The organism is Kitasatospora sp. NPDC058170 (assembly GCF_042883905.1).
Classification (GTDB): Bacteria; Actinomycetota; Actinomycetes; order Streptomycetales; family Streptomycetaceae; genus Kitasatospora.
On record NZ_JBHVUV010000030.1, the window covers coordinates 47,082 to 64,141 of the forward strand.

At 74.6% G+C, this 17,060-nt stretch carries 13 protein-coding genes; 6 read left to right on the forward strand and 7 right to left on the reverse strand.

What is annotated here, in order from left to right; all coding sequences use genetic code 11:
• The first annotated feature begins 6 nt into the window (after window positions 1-6).
• Together lysA and ACFVVX_RS29600 are read left to right on the forward strand one after the other, a co-directional pair.
• Window positions 7-1,416, forward strand: a complete 1,410-nt coding sequence (gene lysA / locus ACFVVX_RS29595; protein ID WP_387949991.1) for a diaminopimelate decarboxylase — start codon at window positions 7-9, stop codon at window positions 1,414-1,416.
• A gap of 108 nt (window positions 1,417-1,524) precedes the next feature.
• Window positions 1,525-2,571 carry a LacI family DNA-binding transcriptional regulator gene (locus ACFVVX_RS29600; RefSeq protein WP_387949993.1) on the forward strand — a complete coding sequence of 349 codons (1,047 nt, stop codon included), beginning with the start codon at window positions 1,525-1,527 and terminating at the stop codon, window positions 2,569-2,571.
• Here the strand turns inward: ACFVVX_RS29600 and ACFVVX_RS29605 are convergent.
• Both ACFVVX_RS29605 and fusA read right to left on the reverse strand, forming a co-directional pair.
• On the reverse strand, window positions 2,565-4,355 hold the full coding sequence (locus ACFVVX_RS29605) for a beta-galactosidase family protein (protein ID WP_387949995.1): 1,791 nt from the start codon (window positions 4,353-4,355) through the stop codon (window positions 2,565-2,567). The two genes, ACFVVX_RS29600 and ACFVVX_RS29605, sit on opposite strands and share 7 nt — an antisense overlap.
• 169 nt (window positions 4,356-4,524) lie before the next feature.
• Entirely contained in the window at window positions 4,525-6,654 is a 2,130-nt protein-coding gene (gene fusA, locus ACFVVX_RS29610) for an elongation factor G (protein WP_387949997.1), read from the reverse strand.
• A 598-nt stretch (window positions 6,655-7,252) separates the two neighbouring features.
• Here fusA and ACFVVX_RS29615 point away from each other — a divergent pair.
• Both ACFVVX_RS29615 and ACFVVX_RS29620 read left to right on the forward strand, forming a co-directional pair.
• Window positions 7,253-7,471: an MbtH family protein gene (locus tag ACFVVX_RS29615; protein WP_387949998.1), complete on the forward strand. Its 219-nt coding sequence runs from the start codon at window positions 7,253-7,255 to the stop codon at window positions 7,469-7,471.
• Between the two features lie 79 nt (window positions 7,472-7,550).
• The gene (locus ACFVVX_RS29620; protein ID WP_387950000.1) at window positions 7,551-8,543 is read left to right on the forward strand and encodes an ArsR/SmtB family transcription factor; all 993 of its coding nucleotides are present in this window, start codon (window positions 7,551-7,553) and stop codon (window positions 8,541-8,543) included.
• 94 nt (window positions 8,544-8,637) lie between these two features.
• Here the strand turns inward: ACFVVX_RS29620 and ACFVVX_RS29625 are convergent, their stop codons facing one another.
• The 3 genes from ACFVVX_RS29625 to ACFVVX_RS29635 all read right to left on the reverse strand — a co-directional run bounded on the left by ACFVVX_RS29625 (window position 8,638) and on the right by ACFVVX_RS29635 (window position 12,185).
• Window positions 8,638-9,186, reverse strand: a complete 549-nt coding sequence (locus ACFVVX_RS29625; protein WP_387950001.1) for a flavin reductase family protein — start codon at window positions 9,184-9,186, stop codon at window positions 8,638-8,640.
• Window positions 9,183-10,535 (reverse strand): cation:proton antiporter, encoded by a 1,353-nt coding sequence (locus tag ACFVVX_RS29630; protein WP_387950002.1) that lies wholly within the window; start codon window positions 10,533-10,535, stop codon window positions 9,183-9,185. The genes ACFVVX_RS29625 and ACFVVX_RS29630 overlap by 4 nt, the downstream gene beginning before the upstream one ends.
• Before the next feature lie 99 nt (window positions 10,536-10,634).
• On the reverse strand, window positions 10,635-12,185 hold the full coding sequence (locus tag ACFVVX_RS29635) for a tryptophan halogenase family protein (RefSeq protein ID WP_387950004.1): 1,551 nt from the start codon (window positions 12,183-12,185) through the stop codon (window positions 10,635-10,637).
• A gap of 607 nt (window positions 12,186-12,792) precedes the next feature.
• Between ACFVVX_RS29635 and ACFVVX_RS29640 the strand changes: the two genes are divergently transcribed.
• The gene (locus ACFVVX_RS29640) at window positions 12,793-13,608 is read left to right on the forward strand and encodes a BTAD domain-containing putative transcriptional regulator (protein WP_387950006.1); all 816 of its coding nucleotides are present in this window, start codon (window positions 12,793-12,795) and stop codon (window positions 13,606-13,608) included.
• A gap of 161 nt (window positions 13,609-13,769) precedes the next feature.
• A complete protein-coding gene (locus ACFVVX_RS29645; protein ID WP_387950007.1) occupies window positions 13,770-14,741 on the forward strand; it encodes a LysR family transcriptional regulator in 972 nt (323 codons plus the stop codon).
• Between the two features lie 105 nt (window positions 14,742-14,846).
• Here ACFVVX_RS29645 and ACFVVX_RS29650 read toward each other — a convergent pair whose 3' ends face one another.
• Together ACFVVX_RS29650 and ACFVVX_RS29655 are read right to left on the reverse strand one after the other, a co-directional pair.
• Window positions 14,847-16,199, reverse strand: coding sequence for an FtsX-like permease family protein (locus ACFVVX_RS29650; RefSeq protein ID WP_387950009.1), 1,353 nt, complete (start codon window positions 16,197-16,199; stop codon window positions 14,847-14,849).
• A complete protein-coding gene (locus tag ACFVVX_RS29655; protein ID WP_387950011.1) occupies window positions 16,199-17,050 on the reverse strand; it encodes an ABC transporter ATP-binding protein in 852 nt (283 codons plus the stop codon). Before ACFVVX_RS29655 ends, ACFVVX_RS29650 begins: the two co-directional genes overlap by 1 nt.
• Window positions 17,051-17,060: the final 10 nt, after the last annotated feature.

The window sequence follows — 17,060 nt, forward strand, 5'->3', positions numbered from 1 at the left end:
CACACCATGACGAAGCCGTCCGCCCCCGTGCTCGTCGCCCTCCCCGCCCCCGCCCCCGCCCCCGCCCCCGGCCGTTCGACCGGCACCCAGACCTGTACCCCGACCTCTACCGAGCCGCCCCTCGGCAGCCCCTGGCCCGCCTCGGCCCGCCCGGGCTCCGGCGGCGAGGTGCTGGTCGGCGGGGTCGGGCTGGCGGAGTCCGCCGAACGCTTCGGCACCCCGCTGTACGTGCTGGACGAGGAGGAGGTGCGCGCCCGCGCCCGCGCCTACCGCCGGGCCCTGCCGCAGGCCGAGGTGCTCTACGCCGCCAAGGCCTTCCTGTGCAGCGCGATGGCCGACTGGGTCGCCGAGGAGGGCCTCGGCCTGGACGTCTGCTCCTCGGGCGAGCTGTGGCTGGCCGCCGCGGCAGGCTTCCCCGCGCAGCGGATCCTGCTGCACGGCAACGCCAAGACCCCGGAGGAGCTGCGGCTCGCCCGCCGGCTGCGGGTCGGCCGGATCGTCATCGACGGCCCGGCGGAGATCGCCCGGCTGGCCGCCCTGGTGGCCGCCGACACGCCCCAGCGGGTGCTGGTCCGGGTGGTTCCCGGGATCGCGGCCGGGCACCACGAGGCGGTCCGCACCGGCGTCGGCGGGCAGAAGTTCGGCTTCCCGATCGAGGGCGGGGACGCGGCCGACGCGATCGCCCGGACCCTCGCCCAGCCCGGCCTCGAACTCGTCGGCCTGCACTGCCACCTGGGCTCCCAGATCACCGAGGTCGAGCCCTACCTCGCCGCGGTGGACGCGCTGGTGCGGCTGCTGGCCGAGGTCCGCGAGCGGCACGGCGCCGAGCTGCCCGAGCTGGACCTCGGCGGCGGCCACGGCATCCGCTACCTGCCCGAGGACGGTGAACTCGACCTCCCGGACTTCGCCTCCCGGGTGAGCGGCCGGCTGTCCGAGCGCTGCGCCGAGGCCGGCCTCGCCGTACCGCGCCTGCTGGTCGAGCCGGGCCGGGCCGTCGCCGGGCCGGCGGCGGTCGCCGTCTACCGCGTGCTGTCCGTGAAGCACACCGCCGACGGCCGCTGCTACGCCGCCGTCGACGGCGGCATGAGCGACAACCCGCGCCCCGCCCTCTACGGCTCGCCGTACACCGCGCGCCTGGTCGGCCGCCGCTCCGACGCCCCGCCGGCCCCGATGGACGTGGTCGGCCGGCACTGCGAGGCCGGGGACGTCCTGGTCCGCGACGCCCGCCTCCCCGCCGACCTGCGGGCCGGCGACCTGCTCGCCGTCCCCGCCGCCGGCGCCTACCAGCTCTCGATGGCCTCCGGCTACAACCTGGTCGGCCGCCCGGCCGTCGCCGCCGTCCGCGACGGCCGCGCCCGGCTGCTCATCCGCCGGGAGACCGTCGAGGACTTCCGCACCCGCGAGGTCGGCCGCTGACCCCGCACCCCGGCCGGCCGGGCGCGCGGAAGCCGGGTTCCCGCAGGCGGCGGCGCTAGGCTGCGCATCGTCGACGCGTGGCCGGACCGGGAGCGGGTGAGCGGGCGGATGGCAGTCACCCTCAGCGAGGTGGCCCGGCATGCGGGCGTCTCGCTCGCCACGGCCTCACGGGCGGTCAACGGCTCGGTCCGCACCGTCGGCGCGGAGCTCGCCGCCAAGGTCCGGGCCAGCGCGGACGCCCTGGGGTACCTGCCGAACGCGCCGGCCCAGGCGCTCGCCCGGGCGGCCACCGCCAATGTCGGCGTGCTGCTCCACGACATCGCCGACCCGTACTTCGCGGCGATCGCCCGAGGGGTCTCGGACGCCGCCGTCGAGGCCGGGCTGCTCCCGCTGGTCGTGAACACCGACGGCGACCCGGACACCCAGGTGCGGGGCATCCGGATGCTGCACGCCCAGCGGGTGCGGGCGATCATCCTGGCCGGCTCCGCGCACACCGACCCGGCGGCCACCCGGGCCAGCGACGCGGCGCTCGCCGACTACCGGTCCGACGGCGGCCGGGTCGCCACCGTCACCGACCACGGACCCGGCTACGACGCCGTGCTGCCGGGCAACCGCCGCGGCGCGGCCGAACTGACCCGCGCCCTGCTCGATCTGGGGCACCGCCGCTTCGCCGTGATCACCGGACCGCAGCGGCTGCGGGTGTCCGCCGACCGCCTCGAAGGGGTCCGCGAGGCACTGGCCGGGGCGGGCGTCGGACTCGACGGATCCGCCGTCCAGCACGTCGAGTTCAGCCGGGCCGCGGGCGCCGCCGCGGTCGGTCGGCTGCTCGACGGGCCGGCCCGGCGGTGGCCGACCGCGGTACTGGCACTGTCCGACATCTGCGCGGTCGGCGCCCTCGGCGAGCTCCGCCGACGCGGCGTCGACGTCCCCGGACGGATCTCGGTGGCGGGCTTCGACGACGTCCCGTTCGCCGCGGACGTGGCTCCGGCGCTGTCGACCGTGCGGCTTCCCCTGGAGCAACTCGGCTCCCGTGCCGTCCGGTTGGCCCTGGAGGCCGCCCGGCCGGGGGAGCGGCCGGTGCGCGCGGCGCTGGCGGCCCGGGTGGTCCTGCGCGACAGCACCGCACCGCCCCCCGGGCCGGCGGCGCGTCAGTAGTCCGCGCTGGGCGCGGCCGCCCGGGGCCCGAGGTCGGGCTGGTCCCGCAGTTCGACCGCCTCCGCGTGGGTCTCCGTTTCGAGGAGGACGATCTCGTTGGTGCCGGCCCGCCAGAGCGGCGCCGGGGCGTACAGGGTGCGCTGGGGGCCCTCCGCGCGGTAGCGGCCGAGCAGGAAGCCGTTCAGCCAGAGCAGGCCCCGGCCCCAGTCGGGCAGGGCGACGAAGCCGTCGGCGGGCTCGGCGAGGTGCGCCTCGAAGCGGTGGAAGGCCGGCACCCCGTCGCCGGGGGAGGCCGGGTCGCCGTAGAGGAGCCCGCCGAGATCGGTGAGCGGGAGCGGGCGGATCTCCCAGCCGAACAGGCGCTGGTGGTCGTGCGAGACCCCGCGGGTGATGCCCTTGCGGTCGTCCAGCAGCGGGCCGTAGTTCACCCGGCCGAGCGCGTCGACCAGGATGTCGACCGTGACGCCCGCCGGCCCGGCCGCGAGCGGGAGGGTCTGCCCCGGATCGTTGCGGTCCAGGATGCCGAGCAGCCGCCCGTCGGCGAACACGTGGGCGCGGTCGGCGATCCCGTCGATCCGCAGCGGCAGGGCCGGGCGCGGGCCGCGGACCGTGGTGCGGTAGTGGATCAGGCCGAAGGACTGGCCGACCTTCTCCATCGGCTCGGGGGTCGCGCTCGGCACCGGCGTGGAGAGGGCGTCGAGCTGCGACAGCAGGGCGGCCGAGCCGGTGGCGCGCGGGATGCGCTGCGGGGCGAGGCGGGGCGCCGGCGCGGGCGGCTCGCCGTCGGGCAGCGGGAGGTACTTCCCGATGACGGCCCGGAACGCGTGGAACTTGGCGGTGAGTTCGCCGGCCTCGCCGATCGGGGCGTCGTAGTCGTAGCTGGTGGCGAGCGGCTGGTAGCCGGCCTCGATCGGGCGGGTGCCGGTGTGGTTGGCGCCGGCCCAGAAGCCGAAGTTGGTCCCGCCGTGGGCCATGTAGAGGTTGACGGAGGCGCCGGTGGCCAGGAGGTCGTCGAGCGAGCGGGCGGACTCCTCGGCGTCCCGGACGTGGTGCGGCCCGCCCCACTGGTCGAACCAGCCGATCCAGAACTCCATCGCGGCCAGCGGGCCCTTGGGCTGGTGGCGCCGCAGGACCGCGAGGCGCTCGGCGGGGCGCGATCCGAAGGTGGCCGTGCCCAGCTGCCCGGGGACCCGGCCGCTCTGCTGCATGGTGTCGTGCACGCCGTCGGCCGTGAACAGCAGGCAGTCCACGCCCCGGGCGAGCAGCCCGTCCCGCAGGTGGGCGAGGTAGGCGGCGTCGTCGCCGTAGCTGCCGTACTCGTTCTCGATCTGCACGGCGACCACCGGCCCGCCGCGGCCGGCCAGCAGCGGCAGGATCTCGGGCACGACGGCGTCGAACCAGCGGTCCACCTCGGCCAGGTAGCCGGGCTCGGCGCAGCGCAGCCGCAGCCCGTCCGAGGCGAGCAGCCGGGCCGGGAGTCCGCCGAGGTCCCACTCCGCGCAGATGTACGGGCCGGGCCGCAGGATCACGTCGAGTCCCTGCTGCCCGGCCAGCCGGACGAACCGGGCGACGTCCCGCCATCCGGTGAAGTCGATCTCGCCCGAAGGGAGTTCGTGGAAGTTCCAGGGGATGTAGGTGTCGACGGTGTTGGCGCCCAGCGCGCGGAGCCGGCGCAGGCGGTCCTCCCACAGGTCGGGATGGACGCGGAAGTAGTGCAGGGCGCCGGAGACGATGCGGTGCGGTACCCCGTCGCGGCGGAATCCGGTGTCGTCGAAGTCGAGCATCGAGGGCCAGCTTTCCGAGGGTGAGGGTGGCGCCGAAAGCCTACACAGACGGGCAGTTGACGGAGTGTGCCCGCCGCCGGTGTGTCGCCGGACCGGGCTCGGCCCCACCCCGCCGGACCGCACCGCACCGGGCCCCGTCCACGGCTGGACGGGGCCCGGTGCCCGGCGGCTACCGGACGGGCGCCGGGGCGTACCCGGCGGACCGGGTGGTGAAGGTGCCCCGGCCCTGTGTGCGGCTGCGCAACCTGGTCGCGTAGCCGAAGAGTTCGGCCAGCGGAACGGTCGCGGTGATCACCGCGGTGCCGCCCCGGGAGGCCGAGCCCGAGACCCGGCCGCGCCGGGCGGCCAGATCCCCGAGGACCCCGCCGACGGCCTCCTCGGGCACGGTGGCGGTGAGCTCGACGACCGGTTCCAGCAGGGCCACCGCGGCGACGCGCAGCGCATCGCGCAGGCCGAGCCGGCCCGCCGTCCGGAAGGCGAGCTCCGAGGAGTCCTTCGGATGGGTCGCCCCGTCGGTCAGGGTGACGGCCAGCCCGGTCACCGGGTGGCCGCCGAGCGGGCCCGCGGCGAGGGCGTCCCGGCAGCCGGCCTCGACGGCCTGGACGTACTCCCTCGGTACCCGCCCGCCGACCACGGCGGAGCTGAACGCGAACTCCCGCCCGTCGTCCAGCGGTGCCACGTCGAGCACCACATGGGCGAACTGGCCCGCGCCGCCGTCCTGTTTGACGTGCCGGTACACGAAGCCGGACACGCCGCCGGTGACGGTCTCCCGGTGGGCGACCTGCGGGCGGCCGACCCCGAGCTCCAGCCCGTGGGTGCGGCGGATCTTCTCCACCGCGACCTCCAGGTGCAGCTCACCCATCCCCGACAGCACGGTCTGACCGGTCTCCGGGTCGGTCCGCACGGACAGCGACGGGTCCTCCTCGGCGAGCCGGGCCAGCGCGGACGCCAGCCGGTCGGTGTCGGTGCCCCGCCGGGCCTCGACCGCCACGGAGACCACCGGCTCGGCCGTCGACGGCGGTTCGAGGACCAGCGGCGCCCCGGGCGCGCACAGGGTGGTGCCGGTGCGGGCCGCCTTCAGCCCGATGACGGCGACGATGTCCCCGGCGGTGGCCAGGTCGAGCTCCTCGTGCCGGTCGGCCTGCACCCGCAGGATCCGCCCGACCCGCTCGCTGCGACCGGTGCCCGCGTCCAGTACCCCGGCCCCCTTGCGCAGCGTCCCCGAGTAGACCCGCAGGTAGCCGAGCCGGCCGGTGTCGGTGGAGTTCACCTTGAACACCAGGGCAGCGAAGGGCTCGTCCGGATCCGCCGCCCGCTCCTGCACCTCGCCGTCGCCGCCGGGGCGCGGAGCACCGTGCTGGGAGACGCCTCGCTGGGAGACGCCCCGCAGGGCGGTGCCGCGCACCGCCGGTACGTCCAACGGAGAGGGCAGGTAGGCCGCGACGGCGTCCAGCAGCGGCTCGATCCCGCGGTTGCGGTAGGCCGAGCCGCAGAGCACCACGACGGCCTCGCCGGTCCGGGTGAGGTCGCGCAGCGCGGCGGCCAGCGTCGCGGCGGAGAGCTCCGCCCGCGCGCAGAACTCCTCCAGGGCGACCGGGTGGAGCCCGGCCACGGTCTCGTCGAGCAGCCGGCGCCGCCGCTGCGCCTCCTCGCGCAGGGATTCGGGCACCGGCCCCTCCTGGTAGGTGTCCTGGCCGTCGGCCCAGACCAGCGCCCGCATCCGGAGCAGGTCCACCACACCGGTGAAGCCGCCCTCCTGGCCGATCGGCAGTTGGACCGCCAGCGGTACGGGGTGCAGGCGCTCGCGGATCGAGGCCACCGCGGCGTCGAGGTCGGCGCCGGCGCGGTCCAGCTTGTTGACGAACGCCAGCCGCGGGACCTGGTGCCGGTCGGCCTGCCGCCAGACCGACTCGCTCTGCGGCTCGACGCCCGCCACCGCGTCGAAGACCGCGATCGCGCCGTCGAGGACCCGCAGGGAGCGCTCCACCTCGTCGGCGAAGTCCACGTGCCCCGGGGTGTCGATCAGGTTGATCCGGTGGCCCGCCCAGGCGCAGCTGACCGCGGCGGCGAAGATGGTGATCCCGCGGTCGCGCTCCTGGGAGTCGAAGTCGGTGACGGTGGTGCCGTCGTGGACCTCGCCGCGCTTGTGGGTCGCGCCGGTGAGGTAGAGGATCCGCTCGGTGACGGTGGTCTTGCCGGCGTCGACGTGGGCCAGGATGCCCAGGTTGCGGATGTCGGCGAGGGCGGCGGTGGCAACGGTGGTGCCGGGGGTGAGCGGACGGGTCGGGTTGGTGCGCACGGCTCTGCGGCCTTTCGGGGTGATGCGGACAGGGCGGCGCGATTCCCCGGACGAAGAGGCGAACGAGACGGGCGGGCCCGTTGTCCTGGCGCGGAATCTCCGCGCGGGGGACGGGCCGGGCCGAAGGGCCTCAGGCGTTCGTCAGGGACCTCCGGTGCCGGCCGCGCAGCGGGCACCGGGCCGACGGAGACACCAGGATCACCTCGAACCGCGACGGGGGGACGACGACAGCGCTGCGGTTGCACACGGCCGGCTCCCCTCGGTACGTCACGGCGCGCACCGCAGGGCCCGGGCCTGTCCGACCCGGGGCGGTGCGCGATTTCGTTGCCGAGTCTAGGGAACCCGGGGCGGTCGGGGCACCGGGTTTTTCGCCGGGCCTTCGGGCGGTCCCCGGGCGGCCGGCGGCGCGCGCGGAGGGGCGTGCGGAGGGGCGTGGCGGCGCGCGACCCGGGCGCGCGGACTGTCCCATCAGAGGAGGGTCAGCGCCGTGTCAGCGGACCGCGAAAGCATGGCGGGGCGGGCCGCCCTGCCGCCGGTGCGGCAGCGGAAGGCGGTGCCGCACCTCATCCCGAGCCGTTCCGGACCTGGAGTGTGCGACATGGCGAACCCCTTTGACGACGAGGCAGGAACGTTTCTGGTGCTGGTGAACGAGGAGGGCCAGCACTCGCTCTGGCCGGCGTTCGCCGAGACCCCGGACGGCTGGACGGTGGCCCTCCCCGAGGGCCCCCGCGACGCCGCGCTGGCCTACGTCGAGGAGAACTGGACCGACATGCGACCGCGCAGTCTGCGCGAGGCGGCCGGGGCCGCCGAGGCCTGACGGCTGGTCCGCCGGGCCGGGACGGCCCGGCGCGCCCCGCCGCCCACCCTCCACTGCGCGACCGACGGGGGCCACCACCATGCTCAGAATCCACTTCACCGCCGCCGACCTCGCCAGAACCCGCCTGCGGACCACCATGGGCCCGCTGGTCGAGACGGCCTTCGCGTGCGGTCTGCTGGGCCGCGGAGTCAGCGCGCCGTACGCGCGGTGGCGCAAACAGGTCGGGGAACAGCTGCCCCGCCGGCCGACGCCGCCGCCCCCGCACGGGACGGCCTACGAGGTGGAGTCCCTGCTCCGGCAGGCCCTGCGCCTCGGCGAGGGCGGCGCGGGGGACATAGGCCCGGGGGACGCGGGGACGGACGGCAGCCGTGCGGACGGCGGGCGCGCCGCGTCGGAGGCGGCCGACGGACTGCTGGAGGCCTGGCGGGTGGCCGTGGCGCCGTACTGGGACCACCTGCTCGGCTACCTGGAGGCCGAGTGCGAGGCCCGCGGACGGATCGTGATGGCCGGCGGGGTGGAGCAGCTGCTGACCACCCTGCACCCCCGGACGGCCTGGCGCCCGCCGGTCCTGGAGATCCCCGGCGGCCCCGAGCAGGACGTCCTGCTCGCCGGCCGGGGCCTGGTGCTCACCCCGTCCGTCTTCCTGAACCACCGCCCGGGCCAGCTGATCGACGCCCGGGAGCCCGATGGCCAGGTGGTCCTGGTGTTCGCCGCGCCGCCGCACGCCCTCGGAGGCGCGGGCCTCTGGCAGGAGCCCGACGGGAGCGCGCAGTCGCTCGGGGCGCTGGTCGGGCAGACCAGGGCCGCCGCGCTGCGCGCCCTGCGGGCCACCTGCACCACCAGCCAGCTCGCCGACCGGCTGGGCATCTCCGCGGCCGGCGCCAGCCAGCACGCGGCGGTGCTGCGCCAGACCGGGCTGATCACCACCCGGCGGGTGCGGAACACCGTGCTGCACTCGGTGACCCCGCTGGGCCGGGCGCTGCTGGACGGCGGCCCGGTCCGGCCGCGGCAGCCGGGGGACGCGCACCGCGTCCCCGCGCACACGCGGCCCGAGCGACTGCTCGCCTCCTGACATCCGTACGAGCATCCGGCCGCGCCGGCGCACGCGCGACCCCCGGTACGGCAGCCCGTACCGGGGGTCCACGTGTGGTGCCTACCCCGGGGACCTACCCCTGGGACCAGGAGCGGAACTGGCGCAGCCCGTAGAGCAGCGGCAGCGGGCGGTGGCGGCGGACGATCCGGCGGACCTCGCCGAAGACGGTGACGTGGTCGCCCACCGCCTGGGTGAGCGAGACCTCGCAGTCGGCGACGGTGTGGGTGTCCCGGACCAGGTGCGGTCCGGCCGCGTCCGGGTCCTGCTCCCAGGGGAGCAGGCCGAACCGGCGGGGGTTGCCGGAGGCGAACAACTCGGCTGCCTCCCGGGCCTGTTCGTGCAGCAGGTTGACGGTGAACAGGCCGCTCTTGAGGACCGCCTCCAGGGTGGGGCTGCCGTCCCGCAGGCAGACCAGCAGGGTCGGGGGCGCGAGTGAGACGCTGCACACCGAGGAGCAGGTCATCCCGCGCGGCGCCCCGTCGTGGCCGGTGGCGGCGACCACGCAGACGCCGGTGGGGAAGCCGCTCATCATGGCGCGGAACTCGTCGGGGGTGGCGGTGACGGCCCGGCCCGGTCCGGCGGGCTCCGGTGGCGCGAGGGCCGTCTCGCGGTGCTCGGTCATCTGGTACCGCCTTCCGTCGCCAGGGGTGCCGCGGAGGCCGTGGGGGCCGTGGGCGTGACGGACGTGACAGGTGAAACAGGCAGGACAGGGACGCCCGGGGCCGTCGCGTGCCGCCGGTCCGCGCGGTCGAGCAGGTCCAGCAGCGGGCCGGTCATCGCCGTGGTGGTCAGCGCCATCACGACCAGCGCCAGGACCAGCGGCGCCGGGAGGATCCCCGCGCTGAACCCGGCCTGGAGGACGATCAGTTCGGTCAGTCCGCGGGTGTTCATCAGCACGCCGACCCGGCGCGCCGTACCGGGCGGCTGCCCGCCCAGCCGGGCCCCGGCGTAGCCGCCCAGGCCCTTGCCCGCGCAGCCGAGGAGCACGGCGCAGCCGATCAGCGGCCAGGAGGCGCTGGAGAACGCGCCGGTGAGCACGGTGATACCGGAGAAGACGAAGAACGCGGGGGTCAGCGCCCGCCCGGCGCGGGTGACGGCGGCGACGGCGCGCGGCCACGGGCCGGACTCGTCCCGGGGGATGGACAGGCCGGCCAGGGCCGCACCGAGGATCGCCGTCATGCCGAGGTGCTCCATGGTGAGCGCCGTCGCGAGCGCGGCGGCGCCGAGCAGGACGGCGGTGGTCCTCGGGTGCCGCTCGCCGAGCCGGCCGGCGGCCCGGGTGCGCAGCAGGTAGCGGATGGCGAGGGCGCACAGGGCGCCGGCCGCGAGTGCCCGCAGGGAGTGCAGCGAGCGGGTGAGGTCGCCGGAGCCCAGGCTGATCGCGACCGAGAGCAGCAGCCAGCCGACGGCGTCGATGACGATCGCCGAGGCGAGGCCGAGCCGCCCGGGCACGGAGTCGGTCATGTTCCGGTCGAGCAGGATCCGGGCCATCACCGGTACCGCGGTGATGGCCATGGTCACCGCGACCATCAGGACGTAGGCGGGCAGGGGGGCGCCGCCGCGGGCGGCGGTGTCGCCGGTCAGCTGGATCCAGCCGACCAGCAGGACGCCGGTGAGCAGCGGGGGGACGAGCGCCCCGGCGGCGACCCAGCCGGTGGCGTTGCGGGGCGGGCGGTGCGGTCCCCAGCGCAGCTCGTTGGCCAGGCCGACCAGGAACAGCACCAGGCCGGTCTGGGCGGTGAACTTGAGGATGCCGAGGACCGGCCCCGGCAGGACGTCGTCGTGGAAGGCGGAGCGGCCGACCAGGGCGATGACGGCGGGCCCGAGCAGCAGGCCCGCCGTCATCTCCCCGATCACCTCCGGCTGGCGGAGGCGCCGGGCGACTCCCCGTCCCGCGGCGGCGATCAGCATGACGACGGCGAGTGCGGCCGCCGCGTGCGCGAGATTCCGCAAGAGGTGGAGGAGGTCCATGGTGGGTGAGGGGATTCCTTTCCGGCCGGTGGGCCGTGGGGGACCGGACCCTGACGGTCACTCAGGCGGCTGTCCGGTCCCCGGGAGGCGGTCGGCCCGTCAGCGCATCCGGGCGAAGTAGTCGTAGGCCGGGGGGAGGAGCTCGGTGAGCCGCTGGGTCTTCTCCCGGATCTGCGCGAACTCGCGCTGGGCGGCGCCGCTGTCGGACAGCGCGAGGGCCGGTGAGGGCCGGAGCTCGATGCCGCCCATGCCGAGCAGGATGCACATGTACGAGTACGGCGGCAGCCCGTGGTAGTAGCGGTAGGTGGTCTCCGAGTCGGGCAGCCGGGTCTTCCACCGCTCGATCCGCTCGGCCAGCGGGTCGGGGATCGCCCGGGTCTTGGTGTCGCGCCAGTACTGGGTGTCGGAGCGCTTCGCCGCGACGTAGTGCAGGACGAGGAACTCCCGTACCCCGTCCATGACGTGGGAGATGGCGTTGTTGTAGAGGTCGCGGTGGACGGGGCTCCAGTCCGGGCCGGGGAAGTTCTTGACCAGCTGCTCGATGGCGTGGTGGATGAAGAAGATCCCGGTGGACTCCAGGGGTTCGACGAAGCCGCTGGAGAGGCCGATGGCGACGCAGTTGCGGACCCAGGAGTTGCGGGTGCGGCCGATCCGCATCTTGATGTGGTTGGCCTCGACCTCGGCGGCGGCCGGGCCGACGAAGGAGCGCAGGGTGCGCTCCGCCTCCTCGGGGGACAGGTAGTCCTTGGCGTAGACGTAGCCGGTGCCGACCCGTCCCATCAGCGGGATGGTCCAGATCCAGCCGGCGTCCTGGGCGGTGGCGGTGGTGCAGGGCAGGATGCCCCGGCGCTCCATGTCCATCGGCACCTGGAGGGCGACGGCGCTGTCGTTGGGCAGGGTGTCCTGGTAGGAGATGAACGGCTCCTCCAGGGCCTGGTTGATCAGCAGCCCGCGGAAGCCGGTGCAGTCGACGAAGAGGTCCCCGGTGAGGTCGCCGTGCTCGGCGGTGCGCAGGGCGGTGATCCAGCCGCGCTCGTCCAGGGTGACCTCGCGGACGTCGGCGACCACCCGCCGCACCCCGCGCTCCACCGCGTACGCCGTCAGGTACTTGGCGAGCAGTGCGGCCTCGAACTGGTAGGCGTACGGGAACTGCGTCTTGCCCTGGTGCTCGGACATGGTCAGGCCCTGCATCTCGTCGCCGCCCTCGTCGAAGGGCTGGTCGATGAGCGTGCCGTCGAGGTGGCGGGGACTGAGGCCGGCGTCGATGACCGAGGCCATCACGAAGCAGTCCTTGTCGAAGCGGTCGGTCGGCCCCTCCTTGAGCCACCAGTCGGTGAGCGGGAATCCGTTCACCGACCGCATCTGCTCGAAGGGGTGGTAGAAGTAATGGCCTTTCTCGCGCCAGTTCTCGAACCGGACGGCCAGTTTGTAGGTGGCGTTGCACGCGGGCATCCAGTCCTTCTCCTTGAGTCCGAGGAACTCGAAGAAGTGCCGGATGTCGCTGAAGGTCGCCTCGCCGACGCCGACGGTGCCGACGGTGCCGGATTCCACGAGGGTGATGTCGATTCGGTCCTCGAACGCGGCCTTCAGGTACGCGGCCGTCATCCACCCCGCTGTTCCCCCGCCCACGATCACGACTCGGTTGAGCACTGGTGACTCCTGTTCCGTAGTCCACGAGTTCCGGGTACCAAGAAACGCCGGAGATGCCGGCGGCGGTGGCACGGGCTGACCCTGCGGGATCTCCCGCTGCGAGGGTGGCGCCACCGAAGAACGACACTAGGCAGGGCGGGTAGTGCGGGCCATGTGATTAAGCCCCGGCCGAATGTCGCAGGTGGAGAACGCCGGTACGGGTTAGCGCACGCATTGTTGACAGATCGTCAGTACACGTCAGCCTGCTGTCAGGGCAGGTCGGCAGTATGCCGGACCGGCTGGTCGGGCGCGCGGGCACCCCGTGCGACGGTTGTCCTCCCCGGTCGGCGCGTCCGAACTTCCGCGAATCCGCCGCGGAGTTGTCGATTCGTCCGAACCCCGTTACAGCACAAGGCAACTGATGGACAGTTCGAAGTTTCACCCGTAGCATTCGACTGACAGGGGAAAGCGCGGCGCACACCGTGCTTTGATCGGGCGCCGGATCGGACCCCCGCCGGTCCGGCGCCCGTACCCCTTCTGTTCATGCGTTGCCATACCAATCCCGCGCGGGGTCCGCGCCCAGGTGGTATTTCCCCGCGCCCACGGGTGGGCGGGCACACTCGACGGGATGACCGGCGAGTACGGAGGCACCGCTGTGGAGATCAGGATTCTCGGCTCACTGCTCCTGTCACACGAGAACCGGCAGTACACCATGGCGTCGAAACGGGCGAGCATCGTGCTCACCCTGCTCGCGCTGAATCCGGGGGCGCCGATCGCCTTCGACGAACTGGTCGACGAGCTCTGGGCCGACCAGCCGATGGCCAACGCCAGGAACGCCCTGCAGGCCAACATCGGCCGGCTGCGCCGACTGCTGGAGTCGGTGACGGGCCGCCGGGGCGCCGCCGTCCTGCGGACCGTGAGCAGCGGCTACCTGCTCGACGTGGAGCCCGGTGCGGTCGACGCCCACCGCTTCGTCGCACTCGCCGACGCGGGCGCCGACCTGCTCGGCCGGGATCCGGACCGGGCCGTCGAGGTGCTGGAGTCGGCCCTCGGCCTCTGGCGCGGGACGGCCCTGATGGACTCCTGTGACGGCCTGCGCTGCCGGATCCGCGCCACCCACCTGGAGGAGCGCCGGATCACCGCCTACGAGGACCTGACGGCCGCGAAGCTGGCCGTGGACGCCGAGCGGGTCCAGGTCGCCGAACTGCGCCAGCTCGCGGCCGAGCACTCCGGGCGGGAGCGGCTCAGCGAGCTGCTGATGCTCGCGCTCTACCGGGACGGCCGGCAGGCCGAGGCGTTGGAGGTGTTCCACACCGCGCGCCGCCGCCTGGCCGAGGACCTGGGCCTCGAACCCGGCCGCGCCCTGCACCGGGCCTACCAGGCGATCCTCCAGCAGGACGACACCCTCGGAGAGCCCCGACGGGCTCTGCAGTACGCGAGTTGACGATCCGTCAGCGATCGAATAACCGGAAGGCATGTCCACTTCATTTCATATGGACGGGTCTGGAGCGCTCTGTTAGCGTGTGGACCACCTGGGCCTGCATGTGACTTGGCCTGTCGGGGAATGGGACACGCCGGGGCCAGCCGGTTGTGAACGGGGGATGCGTGGACGTCGAGTTACGGCACGCAAAGATCGTGACGGTCATAGATCGTCTCGGTAGCATCTCGAAAGCCGCCTTGCAATTGAGCCTTCCCCAGTCGAGCCTCACCGCGCAATTGCGCCGAATTGAAAGAGCGGTGGGCGGCGACCTGTTCGTCCGGACCAGGGTCGGTGTCGTTCCGACCGCCCTCGGGGACCGGCTGATCCCGATGCTGGCCGACCTCGTCCAGCAGGCGGACCTGGTGATCGCGGAGGCGGCCGCGCACTCGGCCGACGTGTTCCGGTTCGGCAACGCCGAATGGACGCCGCCCTCGCTGCGCAGCGCGCTCAAGGCGGCGCTTCCCGTCGGCGAGGTGCAGACCGAGACGCTCAGTCCGGCCGCGGCCGTCGAGGCGGTCTGCCGCGGTGCGCTGAACGCCGCGATGGTGCCCGGGGTGGCCCTGGATGCCTCGGCGGAGGCCGCCGAACTGTCCCTGGCCAGAACGGTGATCGTGCGCGAGCCGATCTGGCTGGCACTTCCGCAGGGCCACCCGCTGACCGGCCGGCTGGTTCTCGGCACCTCCCAGCTGGGCTCGCTCAACTGGGTGCGCTACACCCGCGACCACTGGTTCCACCCGATCGAGAAGCACCTGTTCGCCACCTTCGACCACCCGGACCCGGAGGTGCTGCACTACGTCGACCGGCACCACGAGGCGATGAACTGGGTGCGGGACGCCGACGCGGCCGCGCTGACCACGCCCACCGGTGCCACCCGGGACGTCTGCCTCGTCCCGATCTCGGGGTCGGGGAGCAGCGAGATGCTGCTGGTGTGGCGCAGCGACACGGTGCCCCGGGACATCCAGCGGCGGCTGGTGCACACCGTCCGCCGGTACTACTGCGAGTACGCCCGGACGATTCCGCGGTACTGGTCCTGGATCACCGAACACCCCGAGGAGTTCACCGAGTTGCGCAATGTGCTGCCCAGACGGGCGGCCTGACCGGAGCCCCGGAGCCCCGGAGCCCCGGAGCCCCGGAGCCCCGGAGCCCCGGAGCCCCGGGCCCCGGGCCCCGGTGGCAGGCCGCCCGGTGGCGGGCGGCGGGCGTCACGGCGAGGCGATGGCCTCGGCCGGCCGGACCCGCATCGCCCAGCGCGCCGCCAGCGTGCTCGCCGCCACGGTGAGCGCGCCGACCGCCCCGACGATCGCCGGGTAGATCCAGGCCGGCCCGTGCGGCACCCAGGAGCCGTCCAGGGCCAGGCCGAAGGGCGTCAGCGTGGCGCCGGCCACCACGGTGCCCAGGACGGTGCCGACCGCCGTGACGAGCACCGCCTCCACCGCCGTCATCCGCAGCACCTGCCCGCGGGTGGCGCCCACCAGGCGCTGTGCGGCGAACTCCCGGCGGCGCTCGACGGCGGCCACGATCACCGTGTTGACCAGTGAGATCACCGCGTAGGCGATGATGCTGCCGGCCAGCAGGTAGTTGATCCAGGCGCTCGCCGCCTCGCCTCCCCCGCCGGCCTGGAGGTAGATCAGGGCGACGGCGAGGCCGGTGGCGAGCATCACCGGGGTGACCGCGCCGGCCACCCGGATCCGGCGGGCCCGGGCGTTGTCCATGGCGAGCCGGCCGGTCAGGCCGAACAGCGCGCGCAGCGGCGGGCGGAACACGGCGGTCAGCACCCCGGTCAGCCCGGGGGCGAGCAGGGCCAGCCCGCCCGCCCAGAGCATCGCGGTGGGTCCGGCGGTGCTGGCGGCGACCTCGCCGTTCATCACGGTCGCGGTGACGACGGCCAGGGCCGTGCCGCCGGCCAGGCAGAGCAGGGCGAAGACCAGGCGCGGGGTGCTGAGCCAGCGGTCCTGCAGCCGGGCCTCGGCGAGCGCGTCGGCGGGCCGGGCGAGGGCGGCCCGGCGGGAGGCGATGAAGGCGGCCGCGAGGGCGGCGAGCAGCGCGGTGCCGCCGGCGGTGGCCATCGGGATCCAGCCGGCGTGGTAGCCGAGCCGGGTGGGCACGACCCCGCTCCCGGCGATCCGGTCGAGCATCCACCGCCCGGCCAGCCGGCCCGGCCAGAGGGCCAGGGCGATCGCGCCGAGCGCGACCACCAGCGTCTCGATCACCACCATCCGGCGGATCTGTCCCGGCAGCGAGCCGATGGCGCGCAGTAGGGCCATCTCGCCGAGCCGCTGCTGCACCAGCAGGGCGAGGGTGGAGCCGACCACGAACACGGTGACCATGGCGGCGATGCCGCCGAACACCGCGGACATCGAGATCAGCCGGCTGGCGGGCGGGTGGTGCCCGGTGAGGGCGGCCGGGACGGCGCCGGGCCCGAGGTCGTTGCGGATCCCGGTCTCCATCAGCGCGCCGCAGGCGGTCAGGATCACGGCGCCGAAGAACAGGGCGATCACCGAGGCGGCGAAGCCCCCCTTGCGGAACCGCAGGGTCTGCAGGGCGAGTCGGAACATCAGCGGGCTCCCTCGGCGCGGTGCGGTCCGGTCTGGTGCGGCGCCGTGCGGTACGGCGCGGCCTGGTACGGCGCGGTGTGGTCGAGGCCCGGGTGGTCGGCCCAGGCGCCGAGCTGGGTCATCCGCTCGGCGATGGCGTGGGCGGACGCGCCGTACAGCTCGCCGGCGATCCGCCCGTCGGCGAGGAAGAGCACCCGGTCGGCGTGCGAGGCGGCCACCGGGTCGTGGGTGACGATGACGACGGTCTGCCCGGCGTCGCGCACGGCCGCGCGCAGCAGGGCGAGGACCTCCAGCGCGGTCCGGGTGTCCAGCGCGCCGGTCGGCTCGTCGCCGAAGAGCACGGCGGGCCGGGTGACCAGGGCGCGGGCGATCGCGACCCGCTGCTGCTGGCCGCCGGAGAGCTCGCCCGGGCGGTGGCCGGCGCGCGGGCCCAGGCCGACCTGCTCCAGGACCCGTTCGACGGCGCCGGGTTCGGGCTCCCGCCCGGCCAGCCGCAGCGGCAGCGCGACGTTGTCGGCCACGGTCAGTGCGGGCAGCAGGTTGTAGGCCTGGAAGGCGAAGCCGATCCGGTCGCGGCGGAGTCTGGTGAGCTCCTTCTCGCTCAGCGCGGTGAGTTCCAGGCCGTCCAGGGTGACCGAGCCGGAGTCCGGCCGGTCCAGGCCGGCCGCACACTGCAGCAGGGTGGTCTTGCCGGAGCCGGACGGCCCCATCACGGCGGTGAAGCTGCCGCGCCGGAAGCCGGTGGTCACGTCGTCGAGGGCGACCACGCGGGTGCGCCCGGTGCCGTAGCTGCGGCGGACGGCGGTCAGCCGTACCACCTCGTCGAGGCCGTGCACGGTGGCGATGCTCATGGGTTCGTCT

Coding starts and splice junctions, on each gene's coding strand:
- lysA (WP_387949991.1), top strand. CDS start 7: ATGACGAAGCCGTCCGCCCCCGTGCTCGTCGCCCTCCCCGCCCCCGCC.
- ACFVVX_RS29600 (WP_387949993.1), top strand. CDS start 1,525: ATGGCAGTCACCCTCAGCGAGGTGGCCCGGCATGCGGGCGTCTCGCTC.
- ACFVVX_RS29605 (WP_387949995.1), bottom strand. CDS start 4,355: ATGCTCGACTTCGACGACACCGGATTCCGCCGCGACGGGGTACCGCAC.
- ACFVVX_RS29615 (WP_387949998.1), top strand. CDS start 7,253: ATGGCGAACCCCTTTGACGACGAGGCAGGAACGTTTCTGGTGCTGGTG.
- ACFVVX_RS29620 (WP_387950000.1), top strand. CDS start 7,551: ATGCTCAGAATCCACTTCACCGCCGCCGACCTCGCCAGAACCCGCCTG.
- ACFVVX_RS29625 (WP_387950001.1), bottom strand. CDS start 9,186: ATGACCGAGCACCGCGAGACGGCCCTCGCGCCACCGGAGCCCGCCGGA.
- ACFVVX_RS29630 (WP_387950002.1), bottom strand. CDS start 10,535: ATGGACCTCCTCCACCTCTTGCGGAATCTCGCGCACGCGGCGGCCGCA.
- ACFVVX_RS29640 (WP_387950006.1), top strand. CDS start 12,793: ATGACCGGCGAGTACGGAGGCACCGCTGTGGAGATCAGGATTCTCGGC.
- ACFVVX_RS29650 (WP_387950009.1), bottom strand. CDS start 16,199: ATGTTCCGACTCGCCCTGCAGACCCTGCGGTTCCGCAAGGGGGGCTTC.
- ACFVVX_RS29655 (WP_387950011.1), bottom strand. CDS start 17,050: ATGAGCATCGCCACCGTGCACGGCCTCGACGAGGTGGTACGGCTGACC.